The sequence below is a fragment of the Brevundimonas sp. SS2672 genome, assembly GCF_059579685.1.
The window spans coordinates 2,619,941-2,636,455 of record NZ_CM184201.1 but is presented as its reverse complement, the minus strand read 5'-3'; the positions used below and the strand labels follow the sequence as shown (position 1 = coordinate 2,636,455).

Here is a 16,515-nt window from a genome sequence, read left to right as displayed (position 1 = left end):
TTTCACAGGGACTTAGTCCAGCATCTGGCGCGCACCAGAGCGCAGATTGCCGTGTCAAATTCGGATGGCGAGAAGTGATCGACATAGGCGTTTGCTCTGTCGTCGAATTCGGCGGCATAGATGTCGCCGATATCTATCCGTAGCTGCTGGCCTTCATGCAGATCCTGCATGAGGTTGATAAGTTGTGTCGCTAGGGCGGCGGGCGTCATATCGTCCGCTAACCGGCCCAGGCCGCCAGCGATGAAGCGCAGATTACTGATGTTGTAACTGACAGGTAGGCAACCGGCAGCAAGCGCTTCGATGACGGGAACACAGAAGCCTTCGTGGCGAGAGCCAGTTACGTAAATGTGCGCCCTGCCATACGCTTCGGCCAACTCATGCTGCGTGACCGAGCCGACGAAATCGACGTGTTCCTGGACATTCAGCCGTTGGATTTCATTCCGGACCGACGCGACGTAGTCCGGGTCCGAAAAATTCAGGTTCCCGAGCAGGCGAATACGGAAGGGTATGTCCGAACGCTCGCGCAACAATGCGGCCGCACGCACGACGTCCAGGACCCCCTTGGACTCGAAGAAGCGACCGACGTAGAGCATCTCGATCCTCTTGGTCGGCTTTTCGGCCAATCGCGCGCGAACCAGCGGGGTGACGGCGAGGGGCACGATAAGGGTTCTGGCCTCGTAGTCGCCTTGCCTCAGAAGTTCTTCGAAATTCTCCCTGCTATCAGCCCAGATCTCGTCTGCGTGAGAGAAGTTGGCGATCTGGACAAACGAACGATCAATAATCGGCCAGTGCTTTTCAGGCATCAGCGCCTTGGGGGTGACGTTGTGAAACCTGACTATTTGCTGAGCTTTTCCATTGCCGACCAGCAAGGCGTCGAAGAGCTCATGATAAACTGCGAACACGTAGATCAGGACATCAGCTTCCAGGAATGTCGGCTCCAGCAGCATATCGGCGACGCCGTTGACCTTGGTTCCCACGACATCGCTGTAGTCATTGGACGTATAGATGGCGGAGACATCGAACGCTTCGTTGTCTTTGAGCGAAAGGTAGGTGTCCCGTGCAGCCGCACCCACAGCGTCCCGGGCGAAAAACCAGGGGCAGACGACGACTACTTTGAAGCGAGGTACGCTTTGGCTCATTTTCGGTTTGAAGGTTCAAGCTTTGCGAGGCGTTTCTCGATATCGCGGTAGCTGGCGTTCATGCGCGCGGAAAGGCGATCTACATCCTGCCTCAAGGCATCGATCCGCGCATGCACGTCGTCGCTAGCCTTGGCGTCATTTTCCGCCACTGAGATCGCATCGAGGATTCTGGGGATATGCTGGCGCCAGCCGGATTCGAGCCGGCGGATGTCAGCCTCCAATTGATCCGTCGATATGCCGCAAACATGCGCGCTGCCCCGGGAAGTCCGTAGCTGTTGCCGCAGCGGATAGGTCAGACGAGCAAGCGCTTTCTTCATGCCTAAAGGCCCTTCGATCTCAAGGCTTTGCTAGAGGGCGGTCCGCCGCCGGTCAACCTCACGGTATCTCATGTGTTAGCCGCCTTGACCCGGATGCGCCCAATGGTCAGGAAGAAGATCGCACACTAAACGGAGTGACCTGCGCCTTGGGGCCCGTCCATCAAGATATTCTGGAGATGCTGACTGAGGGGCCCGCATTCTGGGCTGGTAGCCGCCCGCCGCAGGGAAGCATGATGGCCTCGGAGGCGATTTACGACCCGGATAGCGACTTCAGACTTCCGTCGAGGCTGCATCAGACCTTCAGGCTCGCCTATTTGGTTGAGCGCGATCTGGGGCGCATAAAACAATGGCCTCTGGTCCTCGATGAGGGGCTGAGGCTCCTTCAACCGGGTGGCGTGCTGCGAGTTCGCTTTTCCGAATCGGCGCTGCTTTCCGTGTTTCAGTTTGCGAACTTCCTCCAGAAATGGACAGGAGGCGCACTGGAACTGGTGAGCCAGTCGAGACGGATCTCCGACTATGTGTTCTCCGTGCGGCTCACCCACCGGGTTGAGCGCGACGCCAAGGTCGGCGACCTCAGTTTCGCGGTCGTCACGGATGGCCGAAAGCCGGAGGGGGTGCGCAAATTCGTCAACAGTGTTCGTCGTGCGTGCGCAAGACGGAAACAGGGGTATGAGATACTCATCTCCGGTCCGCCGTCAGTGCTGGATGATCTTGGAGCGCCGGCTGACGTGATTTTCGTGCCCCAGCCCGAAGCGTTCACGCAGGCTGGCTGGATATCCGAGAAGAAAAACCTTCTGGTGGACGCGGCCTCTGCTCCGATCATAATCGTCACTCATGACCGATATGAGGTTCCCGATGGATTTGTGGAGGCGCTGGATACGTTCGGGGGGGATTTCGACGTGTTGGCTCCCCGTCAGATCACGAGTGGGGAGACCCAATCCCTGACTGGGTCACTTTGTCTGACGAACTGAACTGGACCACGCCAGCCTGGATGCAGCATGGCGACTATCATCCCTATGCCTACGTCAACGGTGGAGCGGTTATCGCTCGCACATCAAGACTCAGGCAGGTTCGCTGGAGCCCGTTGCTGTTCTGGGGGCAGGGGGAGGATGTGGATCTGAGCCGGCGACTTGCTGACGCAGGGGCGGTTCTACGGTTCTCCCGCGATGTGATGCTGGTCAGTGCGCCTCCGCGCGCGGGCTTCATCGAAGGCTTCGAGCGCCTGCCCTGGCTTGATGATTCCTATGCCCAATCGGCTCCGACTCCGGGCATCGTTCGCCGTGGGCCGCTGGGTGTTGATCGGAAGCCGACACCGCCAGCGATTGTCGGCCAGGATGTCAATCTGAAGGGAGTGAAGCCCGAAGATGCGTGCGTGTCCGGCTTCGTCTTCCCACGGTCCTGGCGCTCGACGCCTGGGGGCTGAAAGGGCGGGAAGGGGTGCTTGGCGATGCGTTGAATTGGTTCAGCTTCCGGATCCCGGACACGGGCGGAACCTATTCACTCTATCTTGAGCACAGGGGCTCTTCGGCGCCCCGGTTAATCGTCAACGGCGCCTTATGCGAGGCTTCCGGGTATAGGGATGGCATCAGTCGTTTCGAGCTGCCGAACGCGGTCTGGCGGCAGAGCCGGATCGTTCATATCGTCGTCCAGGCGAGGGCGGTGGGAGATCTCGTTCTTGCCCGAGTACGTCTCGAAGGAGATGATCGCAGGCTCGCTCTGGATCGCACCCTGGTGTTTACGCCGAAGACGCCCGAGACGGAGTGGCTGGCGCAGGGGTGGAGATCAGCTCCTGACGGCGCGCAAATGGTCGCCGAGCGATCCACGCTGATGTTGCCGTTTGCAAAACGCCCTGCGTCCGACTTGACGGCCGTCGTCGAGATGAAGTCATCGAGAGTCGGCGCCGAATTTTCGGTCGACGTTCTTCTCGACGGTGTTCCCGTCGCAGAGGTGACTTCGGCGGCGGAAGATGGAAGCTCGCGGACGCGGTTCGTCATTGCGCGTCCGTCCGGGCGAAAGATCAGGATTGATTTTGTTCGACGCCCGAGAGGCGAGGGGGACGTGGATCCCATCCTGACGTTGCTGCGTCTGGCAGGCACGAAATGAAGACTTGCCTACTTATTGTCGAGCACGACTTTTTGCATGTCCATGTCGGGGTGAGACGTGTGATCCTTCACTGCTGGGCGGAACTGGAACGACGCGGCTTCCGTGTCGCTTTGGCAGCGCCTGACGGAGGGCGGCTGCGCCTAGGGCATTTCGAACTCGCGCAGATTCTCCAATCGGTGCGCAAGGAAAGGATGGACGCCCCGCAATGGACATCCGGAAACCGAGTGCTGAGAAAATCCTTGTTTCCCAAGATCGTTCATGGACGTTGGACCTCACGCGAAGCTAGGCTTGATGATTACGATGTGACTGTCGTGACCAACCCGTGGCTCTGTCGGGCCGGGTTGCCCGAAGGGCGTGTCTCGGCCGGTATCGTCTACGATATGGTGCCAAACATGGTCGCGACGGGCGTACTCGACTTCGGGCGCCCGCTGGACGTTTACGATTTCGCACACGCTCATGATGTCGGCTACCGACTGTACCAGGATCGTGCGGAAACGATCCTCTGCATCAGCGAGAGCACGCGGAACGATTTTATCAGGTTCTACCAGAGCGATGTTGCGGAGCAGCGCAAGATAAGGGCGTTTCTTCCCTATGCCGCGCCCATTATGCTCCCGCCTAGACGGCGCCCAGCCCTGGATGGGCAAAGGCGTCGCCTCCTGATGGTCAATGTCCTGGACCCTCGAAAAAATTTCGAGGGTATCCGAAATGCGCTGAAGTCGATCAGCCCGGACGTGCCGTTCGATATCGATATCGTCGGCTCCGAGCGGATTGGGTTGCCCGAAGCGCTTCGCTTCCTGAACGAACTGGCGGACACGGGCCGCGAGGTGCGCTGGTATCGGCAGGCATCGGATGCTTGTCTTGCCAGGCTAAATGAAGACGCCGATCTTCTGGTTTTCCCTTCCCTTTACGAGGGGTTGGGCTTGCCGATCCTTGAAGCCCAGACCCATGGCGTGCCGGTGATCTGCTCCAATCTGTCATCTTGTCCAGAGATCAACATGAATCCGGATCTCTGCTTGAATCCTGAAGATCACGCGCTCATGGGCGCTGTAATGGGGGCCGTGCTGACGGAACGGACTGCGAGCCAACGGCAAGGTGAGGCATTGCAGGTGGCGCTTGCCGAATATATCGGCCAGAGACCGACCTTCTGCACTGCTATCGGCTTGGAAGAGGCGCTGGAGATGAGGGTGTGAGCCTGAACATCTATGTCCATGGCAACTGTCAGGCCACGGCGATCGCCTCACTTCTCCAAGAAGCGTTGGAAGATAAAGCGTCGATAGAGGCGCGCGAGGTGTTCAGTGTCAATCTTGATCAGGGCGATGACATCACTTGCCTAGTCGAGAATGCCGACGTGATCATATCCCAGCCAATTGGCGCTGGTTATCGGGGGGTAGAATTCCTGTCCACCGCATGGATCGGCGCGCACGTCAAAGCAGGCGGTTGTCTCCTGAAGGTGCCGGTCATTTATGATCGGACTCATCTGCCGCAGTGCTTTCCTCTGGCGGGGTTGCATGACGGACGTCTTGCTTATCACGACGCCCATGCACTCGACTATTTTCTGCGTGGGCTGTCAGCCGATGAATTCCTCCGGGATACAGGGCGTAGCGACTTCCTTTCCGATAGTTTCGTACTGTCAGAAGCCATCCGTTCTCTAAATGAGATCCTGCGACGGGAGCGCGACGCGAACGTTGATGTCCGGGTATCCGACAGCCTTGTTGAAGCTCTCGCCGTTCGACAGCCGATGTCTAGCGTCAATCACCCGGACCGCGGCCTTCTAGTGGAAGTGACCAATCGCCTTCTGACGAAGATGGGGCGATCCGAGAGGGTGGCGGTCGACGGCGAACCTCTACTCGATCATTTTGTCATTCCGCCCTATCTCTCTACGGTTCTGGCCTTGGGTCACACAGGGGCCGGGATGGATTTTGAGCGGGTGCGACACGATGCGCGCTGGGAGGATCGTCACGAGTACTTCAAGGAAGTCTTCTCGACCTATGCAGTCATAGGTCAGGAAAAATTAGGTGAAGCGTGCGCCTCCCAGTATGAACTAGGTGCCTACTTGGCTCGGCGCCAGCACTCCATTGGGGCTGCTTTTCAAGACTCGCGAGCGCTGGTCGAGGGAATGTACCGCGGCTTCTTCGGTCGCAATCCGGATACCAGAGAAGTCCTTCACCATCTGAAGGTCTTGGAGCAAGCCGGGTTCGAGGTGCTGCTCAGCCAGTTCCTGACATTATCAAAGGCAAACAGGGGCTGATCAGCATGTTTACCATCATTATTCCAATGGCAGGTCACGGAAGCCGCTTCAGCGCTGCGGGATACCGCGATCCCAAACCCCTGATTGATGTGCGCGGCCAACCGATGATCCAGAGGGTTATCCGGAACCTGACGCCCTCCCGTGCGCACCGCTTCGTATTCATCTGTCAGGCCTCGCACCTTGCCGAATACAACCTGGAGGAAAAGCTGTCGCTGTGGGCGCCCGGATGCAAGGTCGTGTCTACGGATGACGTTACAGAAGGCGCCGCCTGCACCGTTCTGTTGGCGCGTGAACATATCGACGCCGCGCCGCTTATGATCGCTAACAGCGATCAATATCTGGCCCTCGACATCGACACATATCTGTCTGCAAGCGATGCGGCGCCTGATGGTATGATCATGACTATGAAGGCGGACGATCCAAAATGGTCGTTTGTGGCTCGCGACGCGTCCGGATGGGTGACGCGCGTCGTGGAGAAAGAAGTCATTTCGGAAGAGGCTACGGTCGGCGTTTACAACTTCCGTCGAGGCGACGACTTCATCCTTGCGGCCGAGGAAATGATTGCCCGGGATTGGCGCGTCAACGGCGAGTTCTATGTGGCACCCGCCTACAACCTGATGATCGAGAATGCCGCCAAGATCGGTGTTTTCAACATCGGCCCCGTTGGCAGGGCGATGCACGGATTGGGTACGCCAGCCGACCTGGATGCCTTTCTAGCGTTGGGCGAAAGCGCAGTGAGATGATTATTCTGAGCCATAGGGGCATGTGGGTCGACTCTTCAGAGAAGAACAGCCTGGCCGCATTCGAGCGTACGCTCGATATGAGATACGGCACTGAGACCGACGTGCGGGATCAGGGCGGCCTGTTGGTGGTTTCCCACGACCCTGCTGATGGAAGCGCCATGTCGTGGGGCGACTTGCTGGAAATGTTCGACGGCAGCGGTCTCCCGCTCGCCGTCAATGTGAAGGCTGATGGCCTGTCGGAGATGCTGGCGCGCAGTTTCGTCGGAAGGAAGATTGACGCGTTCATGTTTGACATGTCGGGTCCAGAGACGGTCCGCTATGCGCGTGCAGGGCTGCCGTTCTTCACGCGGCACAGCGACGTGGAGCACAGCCCCATTGTGTACGATTCCGCGAGCGGCGTTTGGCTTGATTCCTTTGGACCTGAATGGTTCGACGGTGACGTGATTGAGCGACACCTCGCCCACGGGAAAAAGGTGTGCGTGGTATCGTCGGAATTGCACGGGCGTGATTACCGAAGGTTGTGGGATATGCTGGATGCGTACAGGCATGTGGAGGGGGTGATGATCTGCACGGATCTGCCGGTCCAGGCCGCAGAAAGGTTCGCGTCGTGATCAAGGCTGTCATTTTCGACATGGACGGCGTGCTGATCGATGCACGAGAGTGGCATTATGACGCGTTAAATCGGGCGTTAAGGCTCTTCGGGCAGGAAATCAGCCGAACGGAACATCTCTTGACGTTCGATGGCCTCCCTACCCGGCGAAAGCTTGAAATTCTCTCCTCGACGAGAGGTTTCCCTAAGAATCTGCACGCTTTCGTGAACCAGTTGAAGCAGCAATATACGATGGAAATCGTCTACGGGCGCTGCAAGCCTGTCTTCGCCCGCGAGTTTGCGTTGTCTCAACTGAAAGCGCGAGGCTTCCAGCTTGCGGTGGCGTCCAACTCTGTCAGGGAGAGCGTGGAGGCCATGATGACGCAGTCGAACCTCATGGGCTATCTAGATCTCGTGCTTTCAAATGAGGATGTGATCCGCTCGAAGCCCGATCCGGAAATTTACCTCGCAGCGATGAAGGGGCTCAGCGTGACGCCGGAGGAAACCCTGATCATCGAAGATAACGATCATGGAGTGCGCGCGGCGCGATCTTCCGGCGCCCATGTTATGGTCGTGCGAGGCGTCGATGAGGTCAATTTAGAGGCCATCAATCACGCGTTGGCCAGTCATGGGACGATGCTGTGAACATTTTGATCCTCGCCGCTGGCGACACACGCAACGGCGACGCTAGGGCCTATCCGATCTGGTTGGAGGAGATGGATGGCCGTCTCATGTTGGAGCGCCAAGCAGAGGCTCTACAGCTAAAGGAGGAGGCGCATTTCATCTATGCATTTCGTAGCGTGGATATTGTCAATTTTCACGTCGACAACATCGTCAGCCAGATCGCCCCGGATGTGGCGATCGTCGAAATTCAAAACGATACCTGCGGCGCTGCCTGTACAGCTCTCCTGGCCATTGATCAGGTGCGCATGGATGCAGAACTAATTGTGACCAGCGCTACCGACTTCAGTGCTGTGGACTACGACGCTGTGCTGACCCGCTTCCGCGAGGTCGGCGCGGACGTTGGCGTGTTAGCGTTTGAATCACTCCACCCACGCTATTCCTACCTCAGGCTGAGAGAGGAGTGCTGGGTCGAGGAGGCCGCTGAAAAACGCCCCATTAGCAGGCATGCCAACGCTGGATTCTATTGGTACGCCCGGGCAGGAGATTTCTTCTCGAGCCTTCAGGCGATGATCGCTAAGGATGTGCAGACTGACGGGGTGTTCTACATCAGCCCGTCCTTGAACGAACTCGTCCTCCAAGGACGGAAGATAATGGCTTGGCGGCTGGGCCCTGACGAGTACCGTCCCCTGAAGGACCAGAGGCAGGTTAACACCTTTACCCAGGCTATCGATGGACGAGACCGCCATGCGACATGATCGACTTGATGACATGACGAAGGGTTGGTTCGTCGGCGACTTCGTTCCTGCCGCCATCCGGACCAAAGAATGTGAGGTCGCAGTCAAACATTACCGCTCAGGTGACTTCGAAGCCACGCACTATCATAGCATCGTAACCGAGGTGACAGTTATCGTTTCGGGCGAGGCGCGCATGTTTGAGCGCGTCTGGCGGGCAGGCGATATTGTCACTATAGGGCCCGGAGAGGCGACCTCGTTTCTGGCCGTCACTGATGTAACCACCGTAGTTGTAAAACTTCCCTCAGCGCCCGACGATAAACATTTCGTCCAAGCTGAATCCCAAACGCCAAATTGATTGGCATATTACTCTCAGGACTAATTCGATCATGACGAAGAAATGCGCCGTGATAACCGGCATCACAGGCCAAGATGGCGCTTATCTAGCCCAGCTTCTGCTGGCCAAGGACTACAAGGTTGTAGGTGTGGTTCGCCGTTCTAGCCACTTTGGTGTAGCCACGCACCGACTGGATTGGCTTGGCATTGCCGATCAGGTGGAACTGGTCGACGGTGACCTCTTGGATCTCGGTGGCCTTTCGCGCATCATTCGCGAACACCAACCGGACGAAGTTTACAACTTGGCGGCGCAGTCTTTTGTGAAGACGTCCTGGTCGCAGCCTTCACTGACGGCGCAGGCGACGGGCGTCGGAGTGGTCAACATGCTGGAGGCTGTGCGGGCTGAAGCGCCGACGGCTCGGTTTTACCAGGCGTCATCCTCGGAGATGTACGGTCTGATCCAGGAAGCCGAACAAAGCGAAGCGACACCGTTCTACCCTCGCTCGCCCTATGCGGTGGCGAAGCTCATGGGGCACTGGATGACCGTGAATTATCGCGAGAGCTTTGGCATGTTTGCGTGCTCGGGCATTCTGTTCAATCACGAGTCGCCTCTGCGTGGTCTCGAGTTTGTGACCCGGAAGGTTACGGACGCGGCCGCCAGGATCCACCTTGGATTGGCGAACGAGTTGGCGATGGGCAATATTGACGCCAAACGCGATTGGGGCCACGCGCGAGACTATGTTCGAGCGATGTGGATGATGCTGCAGCATGACACGCCCGACGACTATGTCGTGGCGACGGGGCGCACCGTTACCGTGCGTGATATGGTCAATGTAGCCTTCTCGCACGTTGGGCTGGAACCTGAAAAATATCTTCGCATCGATCCGCAATTCTTCCGTCCGGCGGAAGTGGATGTGCTGCTTGGCAATCCGGAAAAGGCTCGCAGGGTGCTTGGATGGGAAGCGACGACCTCTATGGAAGACATGATCCGCGAAATGGTTGATGCGGACATCGCGCGTCACCGCGCGGCGAAATGATAGGTCCCCCATCCAGCCGTCGTGCTGGATGGGGGACCTGTCCATCATGGCGTCCGGTTAAGTTCGGCGGTTCAGATTGAGAATACATTTTCAAGGGAATGCGCAGGCCAAAGTCTTATCGGATTTTGCCCGATCTGGTTTAGGCGCTTGCGCATCGGTGACGTATTCAGGCCATGTGGGTCAAGCGAGGCCGGATGGGCATCCCCATCCGGCGGAAGACGCAGATGTCATTGTGGCGCAAGCTGGCCGAAACGCAGCTGGCGCCTTGGACACTCGACACATTGATTGGATCGGGAGATTGAGGCGTCCTGAAGCACGTCTCATTGTGATCCCGTTTGTCAGTTGTCGTGCATTGACGCCGCAGTATTTCTATATCCCAGAACTCGAATCAAGTTTGTGTGGGTATCATGATGTGCACGCGATGCAGTTTTTTCTCAACGACCTTGGTGTTTCACAGTTTCTGGGACGAACGGATAGTAGTGACTTTTTTTCAGAATATTTTGCCTGCCAAGAGTTGCACTCATCGCTGTTAGACCTTGTTGACTTGGAGAGAGGCTCTGGGGCCAACGTCACCGTTTCGGATCTCTTGGTTGAAGCGGTAGTGCAGCGGCAGGGGTTTTTGGCTCCTGACCGTCCCGACATGCAGCTTCTTGGCGAGTTCTCGCGGAGGATACTGATGGCTATGGGCAAGAAGTCCGATGGTAATCCTGCGAATTGTGATTGGGAGGACGAAGTTGTCTTACCTCCTTACTTATCGACCTTGCTTGGACTTAATCATGAAAGCCATGACGTCGACATAGGTGTTATTAAGTTATTTGGCAATAATGTTATGAGGGAGGATTATTTTGAAGAAATATTTAGGTTATATAAGGGGCGTGGTCGCGATAGGGTGATCGACCTACTTCAATGTAGGGCAGACATTTCTAGGTATATCAATCGATATCATGCGTGTCGGAAACGATGTCATGGAAATGATACTCGTCAGATAGTTTCCGCAGTTTATGAGCATTGCTTCGGTCGACGGCCTACGAGTTCAGAAGTGTATCATCAGGTGCGTTATTATAATCGGTTTGGGATTGAGGCTCTAGTGTCATTCTATAAAAGCTTGCCTACTTTTGTAAATCTATACGCACCTGTGTAACGTGGCCTAAGGATTACGAGACTACTGAAATTTTTGGCAGAGCGACTTTTTCGATTTCCTTTGGTGCGATGATTTCTGGCGTGGATCGGGGCGCATGCGCCGTTGTGCTCGCCCAAAGTACGAGCGACGCGACAGTAAAATTTTCTGCCGACTGCGACGTAAAAATTGCGCCACGATAGGCTGGCCGGGTTGCTGGGGGCTTGGAGTCGTTGCAACGCGCTGGGCGTGCGTAGGGCTCTGGGCGTCCTGGCGAGATCGATGACGTGTATGTTTTTAGGAAGTGCACCCCTGCCGTGAAGGCTCCTCGCGGAGTGCGCACGCCGCTCTACCCGAGCCGTCGAAGGAACGCCTAACTTGGCGGGCTTCGATTGCTCGGGTCATGAGTGTGAAATTGGCAAAGCGTCGTCCGGAAACCTCTAGGCGCTCTTGAGCTGGAGCGTAGGCGCTACTGGTAGGCTTTCCGTCTGAGGCTCAGCAAGGCGAAATTGTTGACGCGCCAGCATTTGATCCCAGGCGGCGTCGCTGCCTGACCATATGCCAGCGCCCTCGCCGTAGGTGCTTACGCTATCAAATGTAAGATTGGGTCGCTCGCCAAAGATTGGCACGTCCATAAGCAGCACGTGATATTCTAGGTTTGGATTCAGACGTGAAAGGGCTGATGTAAAACGATCGTACATGTTTTCATCAATTTCTGAATTGTGCCCAAAGTATTTTACATGCCCGCCGCCAACTCGAACGAAAAGAACCTTTCCCTCCAGGGATAGAAATTTTCGAACTAGATGTTCATACTTTGGTAGGATGGATTGGCATCCAGCGCGAACAAGGAAAGGATTGTATTTATCTTTTACTTTTGCGTTGTAAAAATCATGATAGTGCATAAGCCCGTAACGACTGCACATCACCGCTTCGCCAGCATCCTCTGCCACGATCCTCATATTTTCCGGCAACAAGAGGTCGGAAAAACCGGTCTCGAGAAGGTCGATTAAGGCTCTAGATGGTGTCACCCACCAGTCGAAAACATGTGCGCCGCGATCTCCAAAAAGTCTTCGAAGCTGATAGGCCGTTTGGCAGAAGCTTCCCAAGCTAATGATGTGATCAAAATCTTGCCCAATCATTCTCGCTCTCCACTTAGTACTTTGTGCCTTTTCTAGAAGGCGGATGGCCGATGTTTTCCTTGGTGTTCTCAGCGTCTCTGTAGGGCTATGGGGCCGCTGCAGCGCCACTATGATCCGGCCGCGCGGATCATTCGGGCGATTTTACGCTGACGACATCATTTCTTCCAGAACCTCGCTCAGATCCGGCGGCGTTATCCAGCAGTCCTCTTCGATCAATCGTTTGTTCGAGCCGATCAATCGCCAGACTTCTGACTGCCGCACGAAGGCGGGGTCGACAACCACCTTGATCTCATAACCGGCGATCTTAGACATGTGTTGAAGGAGTTCGTCGAGCGAGGTCGCGCGCCCCGCGCATAGGTTCAGAGTTTGTCCCACGGTGTTTGAATTTTCAGCGATCCGCACCAGCATCTCGCTTGCGGTCCGTAGGTCGATGTAATCGCGGTAAACGTTGGTGTTGCCCAGCCGAACGGAAGGGCTTCGAGCGGCGAAGGCGCGCATCAGCTTCGGGACGATGAAAGCTTCTTGTTGGCCCGCTCCGATGATGTTGAACGGTCGGACAATCGTGATGTCCAAGGCGTCGCCATGCATCACGGCCAAACGTTCACAGGCAAATTTGCTGATGCCGTAGTGATGGACGGGGGCTGGATGGAGATCCTCAGTCAGTTCGCCTGTGGGTTGGTTCCCATAAACGCCTGCGGTGCTGATAAGGACCACTCTCCGTCGACGGCCAGATGCTGCTCGAAGCACGTTCTCGGTGCCGATAACATTGACGGTATAATAGTCGATCGGTCGACCGGAGGTGACGCTCGATAACGCCGCGCTGTGAATGATGACGTCAGGATCGACGTCATTCACTACCCTTTCGACAGCGTCGTAGTCCACGATGTCGCACTCTATCAATGGCCCGCCGGACCGCGTGGTGGTGCCCACCACGTCGTAACCGCTTGCCGCGAACGCCTCCATCATTCCTTTGCCAAAGAAGCCGCTGCCTCCCGTTACGAGCACCTTGGTCATTGCTTCTTAGCTCCCTGAAATGTCCCGGGCATCATGCGTCGAACTGAGTCTTGTGGGCGCGTTGCAGCACGTCGATCAAATCCGATGTGGCGCTTTCCCACGATTTCGGATTCCATTCCTTCTTGATGCGGGCAACGCGCTTGCTGACCTCGCGCGGATGGTTCGCATAGTATTCGATCCGTTCGGCCCATCTGAAGGTGTCAAGCGGGTCAATGTACTCGACGAGATCGCCGCCAGTTTCGCGCAGGGGGTCCACGTTGGACACCAGGCAGAATTTCCCGTGGCTGAGTTTCTCAGGCAGCGTCAAGCTCCAGCCTTCATAGAAGCTAGCCAGAAGCGTGAAGGCTGAGTGGCGATAGAGAACCTCGAGTTGGTCGTCCGTCGGCGTCAACCAGAGCAGCTTGCCCTTGATCCTGTCGTCCGCGAGCAAGGTCGCCAGGAAGTCGTCCGTCTTCCAGCCGCGATGTCCAACGAAGATCATCTGCAGCGGTTCCTTGAGTTGGTCGCGCTTGAGAATCTCAAGGTAGGCCTTGTAGAGCATCTCATGATTTTTACGGGGCTCGATCGTTCCGACGGTCATGACGAACCTTGACGTCACGCCGAGCTCGGCCAGAATCTTGTCGTCGTTGGTGGTGTCGACGTCGGAGTTGTTGCCGGCGATCGTGATGTCGGATCCGAATTCCACGAAGTTGCTGGCGGGGGAGCGCACCCTCTCTCTTTTTGGATGTGGATGCCGTCGCGCTGCGCCGTTCGGCCGCCATAGACGATGTGATCGTAATTTTCCGAGATGAACTCGAAGAAGGGCACATAGCCTTCCGGCGTCTGCGGGATATGGAACTGCGGCAGCAGGAAGGGAGTGAAGTCATAGAAGACCTGTGAGGTCATGACTCGCCGGTCTGCGGACACCAGACTCAGCAACTCCCCGGTGCGATGAACACCGAAATCGATGCCGGCGAGAAAGACGATGGAGTTGTCGGGGAAGGCCGTCAGATAGGCGGAATGGCCTGTGTGCGGACGCCCGAGGCCGAATGGATTGCGATAGGCGCTGCCTTCGCGTTCGCGTGGCAGCCAGAAATCGTGGAACTGCTTATAGGCCGTGGTGAGATCTGTCGCATCGAACAGCCACATCAGCATTTCGTCGGGGATTTCGATAAAATAGGAACCTTCCGCATGCGCCTGCCAAGCGAAGAAGCGCGTGTCGGGCGCCAACTTCTTGAGGTGATAGGCATAGGTCAGTTCAGCCCGGATCACTCCGGTCACACCCTTTTCCCACTGCAGGAAGGTCAGGGTCAGGTCCATCCAGATTGTCGGCTTGCTGAGATAGCGTTTCTGACGTTGCTGGGCGTGTTTGTGCGTTTGACCGAGATCGTCGATGGCGTTTTTTACCATCACGGCGGTGTCAGACCAGCGGATGGGCGTCCATTCCGTACGAATTCTAGTTTCGCGAGCGCTCAGAAGTTCTGGGTGAGAAGCGTAGCTCAATATGGCTTCGGCCCAGCCGCGAACGTCGTAGGGCTGGACGTAATCAACGAGATCACGCCCGACTTCTCTCAGCGGCGCGACATCGGAAGCAAGACAGAATTTTCCGGCCTGCAGACTCTCGGGCAAGGTTAGACTCCAGCCTTCATATAGGCTGGGCAGAACCGTAAAGAGACAACTGCGGTAAAGGGCGGCGAGCTCCAGGTCGGAAGGGGTGATGCGGATCACTTTACCCTTCAGCCTGGGGTCCCGATCGAACCGATCTACGAGATCGTCGGCACGATAGGGGCGTCCGCAGATGACCAGCATCGGTAGATGATCGGCGTCTTCCTGAAGCGCTAGAAGGTAGGCTCGGTAGAGTGTTTCGTGGTTCTTTCGCCCTTCGATGGAACCGACTGTCATGATGAAGGGGCTGGTGACGCCCATTGCGTTCAGCATTGCGGCATCGTTCTCAGCGCCGGCGTATTCTCCGACGATATCTGCGCCGAACTTCACGGCGCGTCCATCGGGTGAAGGCCAGTTCTGCTGCTGCTGCAGCGCCATCATGTCTCGCTTCGCTGTTTCTCCGCCAAACAAGAGAAAGTCGGCGTTTTGAGATGCCCAGGCGAGATATTTCATGAACCGGTCGCAGTCGTGAGCCGGGTAGAAGTGTTTAGTCTGCTCCAAAACCATGATGATGTCGTAGATCAGGTAGGATATGCGAACATCTGCACCGGTAGATTTCAGAATTTCGAAATAACGTTCTTTCTGACTATCAATCCATCCAAGCGAAAGGACAATGTCACCAGCCGAGTAGGGATGGAAGAAAGCGGATGTCTCAGGTACATCAACGGTGATGTGTTGGGAGTTGTCGTACTGACCTGGATTTCGTCCGAAGAAATTCATATAGGCGTCTGTGACATTCGACGCATTTAGCAGCCAGTAAATCTGCTCTTCGGCAATTTCTACAAACCCCTCGCCATACTGCATCGAGAAGCCGATTTGCGGATTGAGCGCCTTGAGGTTTCGGGCCATCTCCAGTTCGGCGCGCACGATGCCGACCACTCCGCCTTGCCATTCGAAGGCTGTGGTCATGTCCAGCCAGAGGCGTCCGCCGGGTTTTGGTTTCGGGGCTGTCCATGCCGGGGTGGCGCGCGCAACGACGGTGGGTTTGCGCTGGGAAGGAGCGTGCGAACCTTCGCGTCGTTCCACGGTTGGAAGCTGGAGGTTGCCGCCCGCCGAAACGGCGAGCTGTTCGCCAACCGTCGTCAGCAGAGCTGACATCTGTTCGTCGAGGCGCGCACTAGCGACTAAATTCTCGAGTTTTGCTTGTAAAACTTCTCTCGCGAGCGGCGAGATATGGCTTTTCTTCTCATGCGCTTCTGCTGAACGCGCGATGTGATACGCGATGTCCACCTGATCCATGCCTTCGTCCAGCATGCGAAGGTGGACCATCATACCGCCTTCATCTGCCGGCCGGTACAAAAGGCTTAGGTAGCAGCACTCGACAAAGCGTTCGCGGGTCAGAGTGAGTAATTCTGTGAGTGTCGTGACTGGGCTCACATCCTTTAAGGAGTCGAAATCGATAACAAGCGAGGGCGTGCCAGAAGATTTTGACATAGGTTCTTATCACTACAACGATGACGGGAAAAAAGAGCGCGTGCCCTCATGTGGCCAGTCCTTACATGAAAATGCGAGGCTTATCACTTGGCGCTTTGGGGTAGCGGAGATATTTTGAAATATAGAGGTTCCCCGGTCGGGAGGGCTGGCCGTTTGCCCACCCCAAAGCCCGACTGGCAGCCGCTGTCGTCAATAGGGTGAGGAGTCGTCGGTTTGTCCTACTCGCGAACTCTCCAGTGAACCCAGCCCGTTGTCGCCGGCCAACACGGGGAAGGTTATTGAGCATAGGTCACTGGTTTT

General features: G+C 56.5%; 18 protein-coding genes. 12 read left to right on the top strand and 6 right to left on the bottom strand.

What is annotated here, in order from left to right; genetic code table 11:
• Nucleotides 1-2: 2 nt before the first annotated feature.
• Nucleotides 3-1,139: a glycosyltransferase gene (locus AC52GN_RS13330; RefSeq protein ID WP_496527402.1), complete on the bottom strand. Its 1,137-nt coding sequence runs from the start codon at nucleotides 1,137-1,139 to the stop codon at nucleotides 3-5.
• Complete coding sequence (locus tag AC52GN_RS13325; protein ID WP_496527401.1) at nucleotides 1,136-1,456, bottom strand: hypothetical protein; 321 nt, start codon at nucleotides 1,454-1,456, stop codon at nucleotides 1,136-1,138. The genes AC52GN_RS13330 and AC52GN_RS13325 overlap by 4 nt, the downstream gene beginning before the upstream one ends.
• Before the next feature lie 146 nt (nucleotides 1,457-1,602).
• Here AC52GN_RS13325 and AC52GN_RS13320 point away from each other — a divergent pair, with 146 nt between their 5' ends.
• From AC52GN_RS13320 to AC52GN_RS13265, 12 genes are all read left to right on the top strand, one after another.
• A complete protein-coding gene (locus AC52GN_RS13320; RefSeq protein WP_496527400.1) occupies nucleotides 1,603-2,427 on the top strand; it encodes a hypothetical protein in 825 nt (274 codons plus the stop codon).
• Entirely contained in the window at nucleotides 2,412-2,879 is a 468-nt protein-coding gene (locus AC52GN_RS13315; RefSeq protein WP_496527399.1) for a hypothetical protein, read from the top strand. Before AC52GN_RS13320 ends, AC52GN_RS13315 begins: the two co-directional genes overlap by 16 nt.
• Entirely contained in the window at nucleotides 2,825-3,559 is a 735-nt protein-coding gene (locus AC52GN_RS13310; protein WP_496527398.1) for a hypothetical protein, read from the top strand. The genes AC52GN_RS13315 and AC52GN_RS13310 overlap by 55 nt, the downstream gene beginning before the upstream one ends.
• Nucleotides 3,556-4,749, top strand: a complete 1,194-nt coding sequence (locus tag AC52GN_RS13305; protein ID WP_496527397.1) for a glycosyltransferase — start codon at nucleotides 3,556-3,558, stop codon at nucleotides 4,747-4,749. Before AC52GN_RS13310 ends, AC52GN_RS13305 begins: the two co-directional genes overlap by 4 nt.
• Complete coding sequence (locus AC52GN_RS13300; RefSeq protein WP_496527396.1) at nucleotides 4,746-5,807, top strand: WcbI family polysaccharide biosynthesis putative acetyltransferase; 1,062 nt, start codon at nucleotides 4,746-4,748, stop codon at nucleotides 5,805-5,807. Before AC52GN_RS13305 ends, AC52GN_RS13300 begins: the two co-directional genes overlap by 4 nt.
• 5 nt (nucleotides 5,808-5,812) lie before the next feature.
• Nucleotides 5,813-6,550 (top strand): glycosyltransferase family 2 protein, encoded by a 738-nt coding sequence (locus AC52GN_RS13295; RefSeq protein WP_496527395.1) that lies wholly within the window; start codon nucleotides 5,813-5,815, stop codon nucleotides 6,548-6,550.
• Entirely contained in the window at nucleotides 6,547-7,161 is a 615-nt protein-coding gene (locus AC52GN_RS13290; RefSeq protein WP_496527394.1) for a PI-PLC domain-containing protein, read from the top strand. Before AC52GN_RS13295 ends, AC52GN_RS13290 begins: the two co-directional genes overlap by 4 nt.
• Complete coding sequence (locus AC52GN_RS13285) at nucleotides 7,158-7,784, top strand: HAD family hydrolase (RefSeq protein ID WP_496527393.1); 627 nt, start codon at nucleotides 7,158-7,160, stop codon at nucleotides 7,782-7,784. Before AC52GN_RS13290 ends, AC52GN_RS13285 begins: the two co-directional genes overlap by 4 nt.
• Complete coding sequence (locus tag AC52GN_RS13280) at nucleotides 7,781-8,518, top strand: glycosyltransferase family protein (RefSeq protein WP_496527392.1); 738 nt, start codon at nucleotides 7,781-7,783, stop codon at nucleotides 8,516-8,518. The genes AC52GN_RS13285 and AC52GN_RS13280 overlap by 4 nt, the downstream gene beginning before the upstream one ends.
• Entirely contained in the window at nucleotides 8,493-8,852 is a 360-nt protein-coding gene (locus tag AC52GN_RS13275; RefSeq protein ID WP_496527391.1) for a hypothetical protein, read from the top strand. The genes AC52GN_RS13280 and AC52GN_RS13275 overlap by 26 nt, the downstream gene beginning before the upstream one ends.
• 31 nt (nucleotides 8,853-8,883) lie before the next feature.
• A complete protein-coding gene (gene gmd / locus AC52GN_RS13270; protein ID WP_496527390.1) occupies nucleotides 8,884-9,867 on the top strand; it encodes a GDP-mannose 4,6-dehydratase in 984 nt (327 codons plus the stop codon).
• 157 nt (nucleotides 9,868-10,024) lie between these two features.
• Entirely contained in the window at nucleotides 10,025-11,008 is a 984-nt protein-coding gene (locus AC52GN_RS13265) for a WcbI family polysaccharide biosynthesis putative acetyltransferase (protein ID WP_496528814.1), read from the top strand.
• A 416-nt stretch (nucleotides 11,009-11,424) separates the two neighbouring features.
• Here the strand turns inward: AC52GN_RS13265 and AC52GN_RS13260 are convergent, their stop codons facing one another.
• The 4 genes from AC52GN_RS13260 to AC52GN_RS13245 all read right to left on the bottom strand — a co-directional run bounded on the left by AC52GN_RS13260 (nucleotide 11,425) and on the right by AC52GN_RS13245 (nucleotide 16,215).
• Nucleotides 11,425-12,123 carry a DUF1796 family putative cysteine peptidase gene (locus AC52GN_RS13260; RefSeq protein WP_496527389.1) on the bottom strand — a complete coding sequence of 233 codons (699 nt, stop codon included), beginning with the start codon at nucleotides 12,121-12,123 and terminating at the stop codon, nucleotides 11,425-11,427.
• Between the two features lie 141 nt (nucleotides 12,124-12,264).
• Nucleotides 12,265-13,137 (bottom strand): NAD-dependent epimerase/dehydratase family protein, encoded by an 873-nt coding sequence (locus AC52GN_RS13255; protein WP_496527388.1) that lies wholly within the window; start codon nucleotides 13,135-13,137, stop codon nucleotides 12,265-12,267.
• Nucleotides 13,138-13,168: 31 nt separating this feature from the next.
• Nucleotides 13,169-13,846 carry a glycosyltransferase gene (locus AC52GN_RS13250; RefSeq protein WP_496527387.1) on the bottom strand — a complete coding sequence of 226 codons (678 nt, stop codon included), beginning with the start codon at nucleotides 13,844-13,846 and terminating at the stop codon, nucleotides 13,169-13,171.
• Nucleotides 13,732-16,215: a glycosyltransferase gene (locus AC52GN_RS13245; protein WP_496527386.1), complete on the bottom strand. Its 2,484-nt coding sequence runs from the start codon at nucleotides 16,213-16,215 to the stop codon at nucleotides 13,732-13,734. Before AC52GN_RS13245 ends, AC52GN_RS13250 begins: the two co-directional genes overlap by 115 nt.
• Nucleotides 16,216-16,515 lie beyond the last annotated feature (300 nt).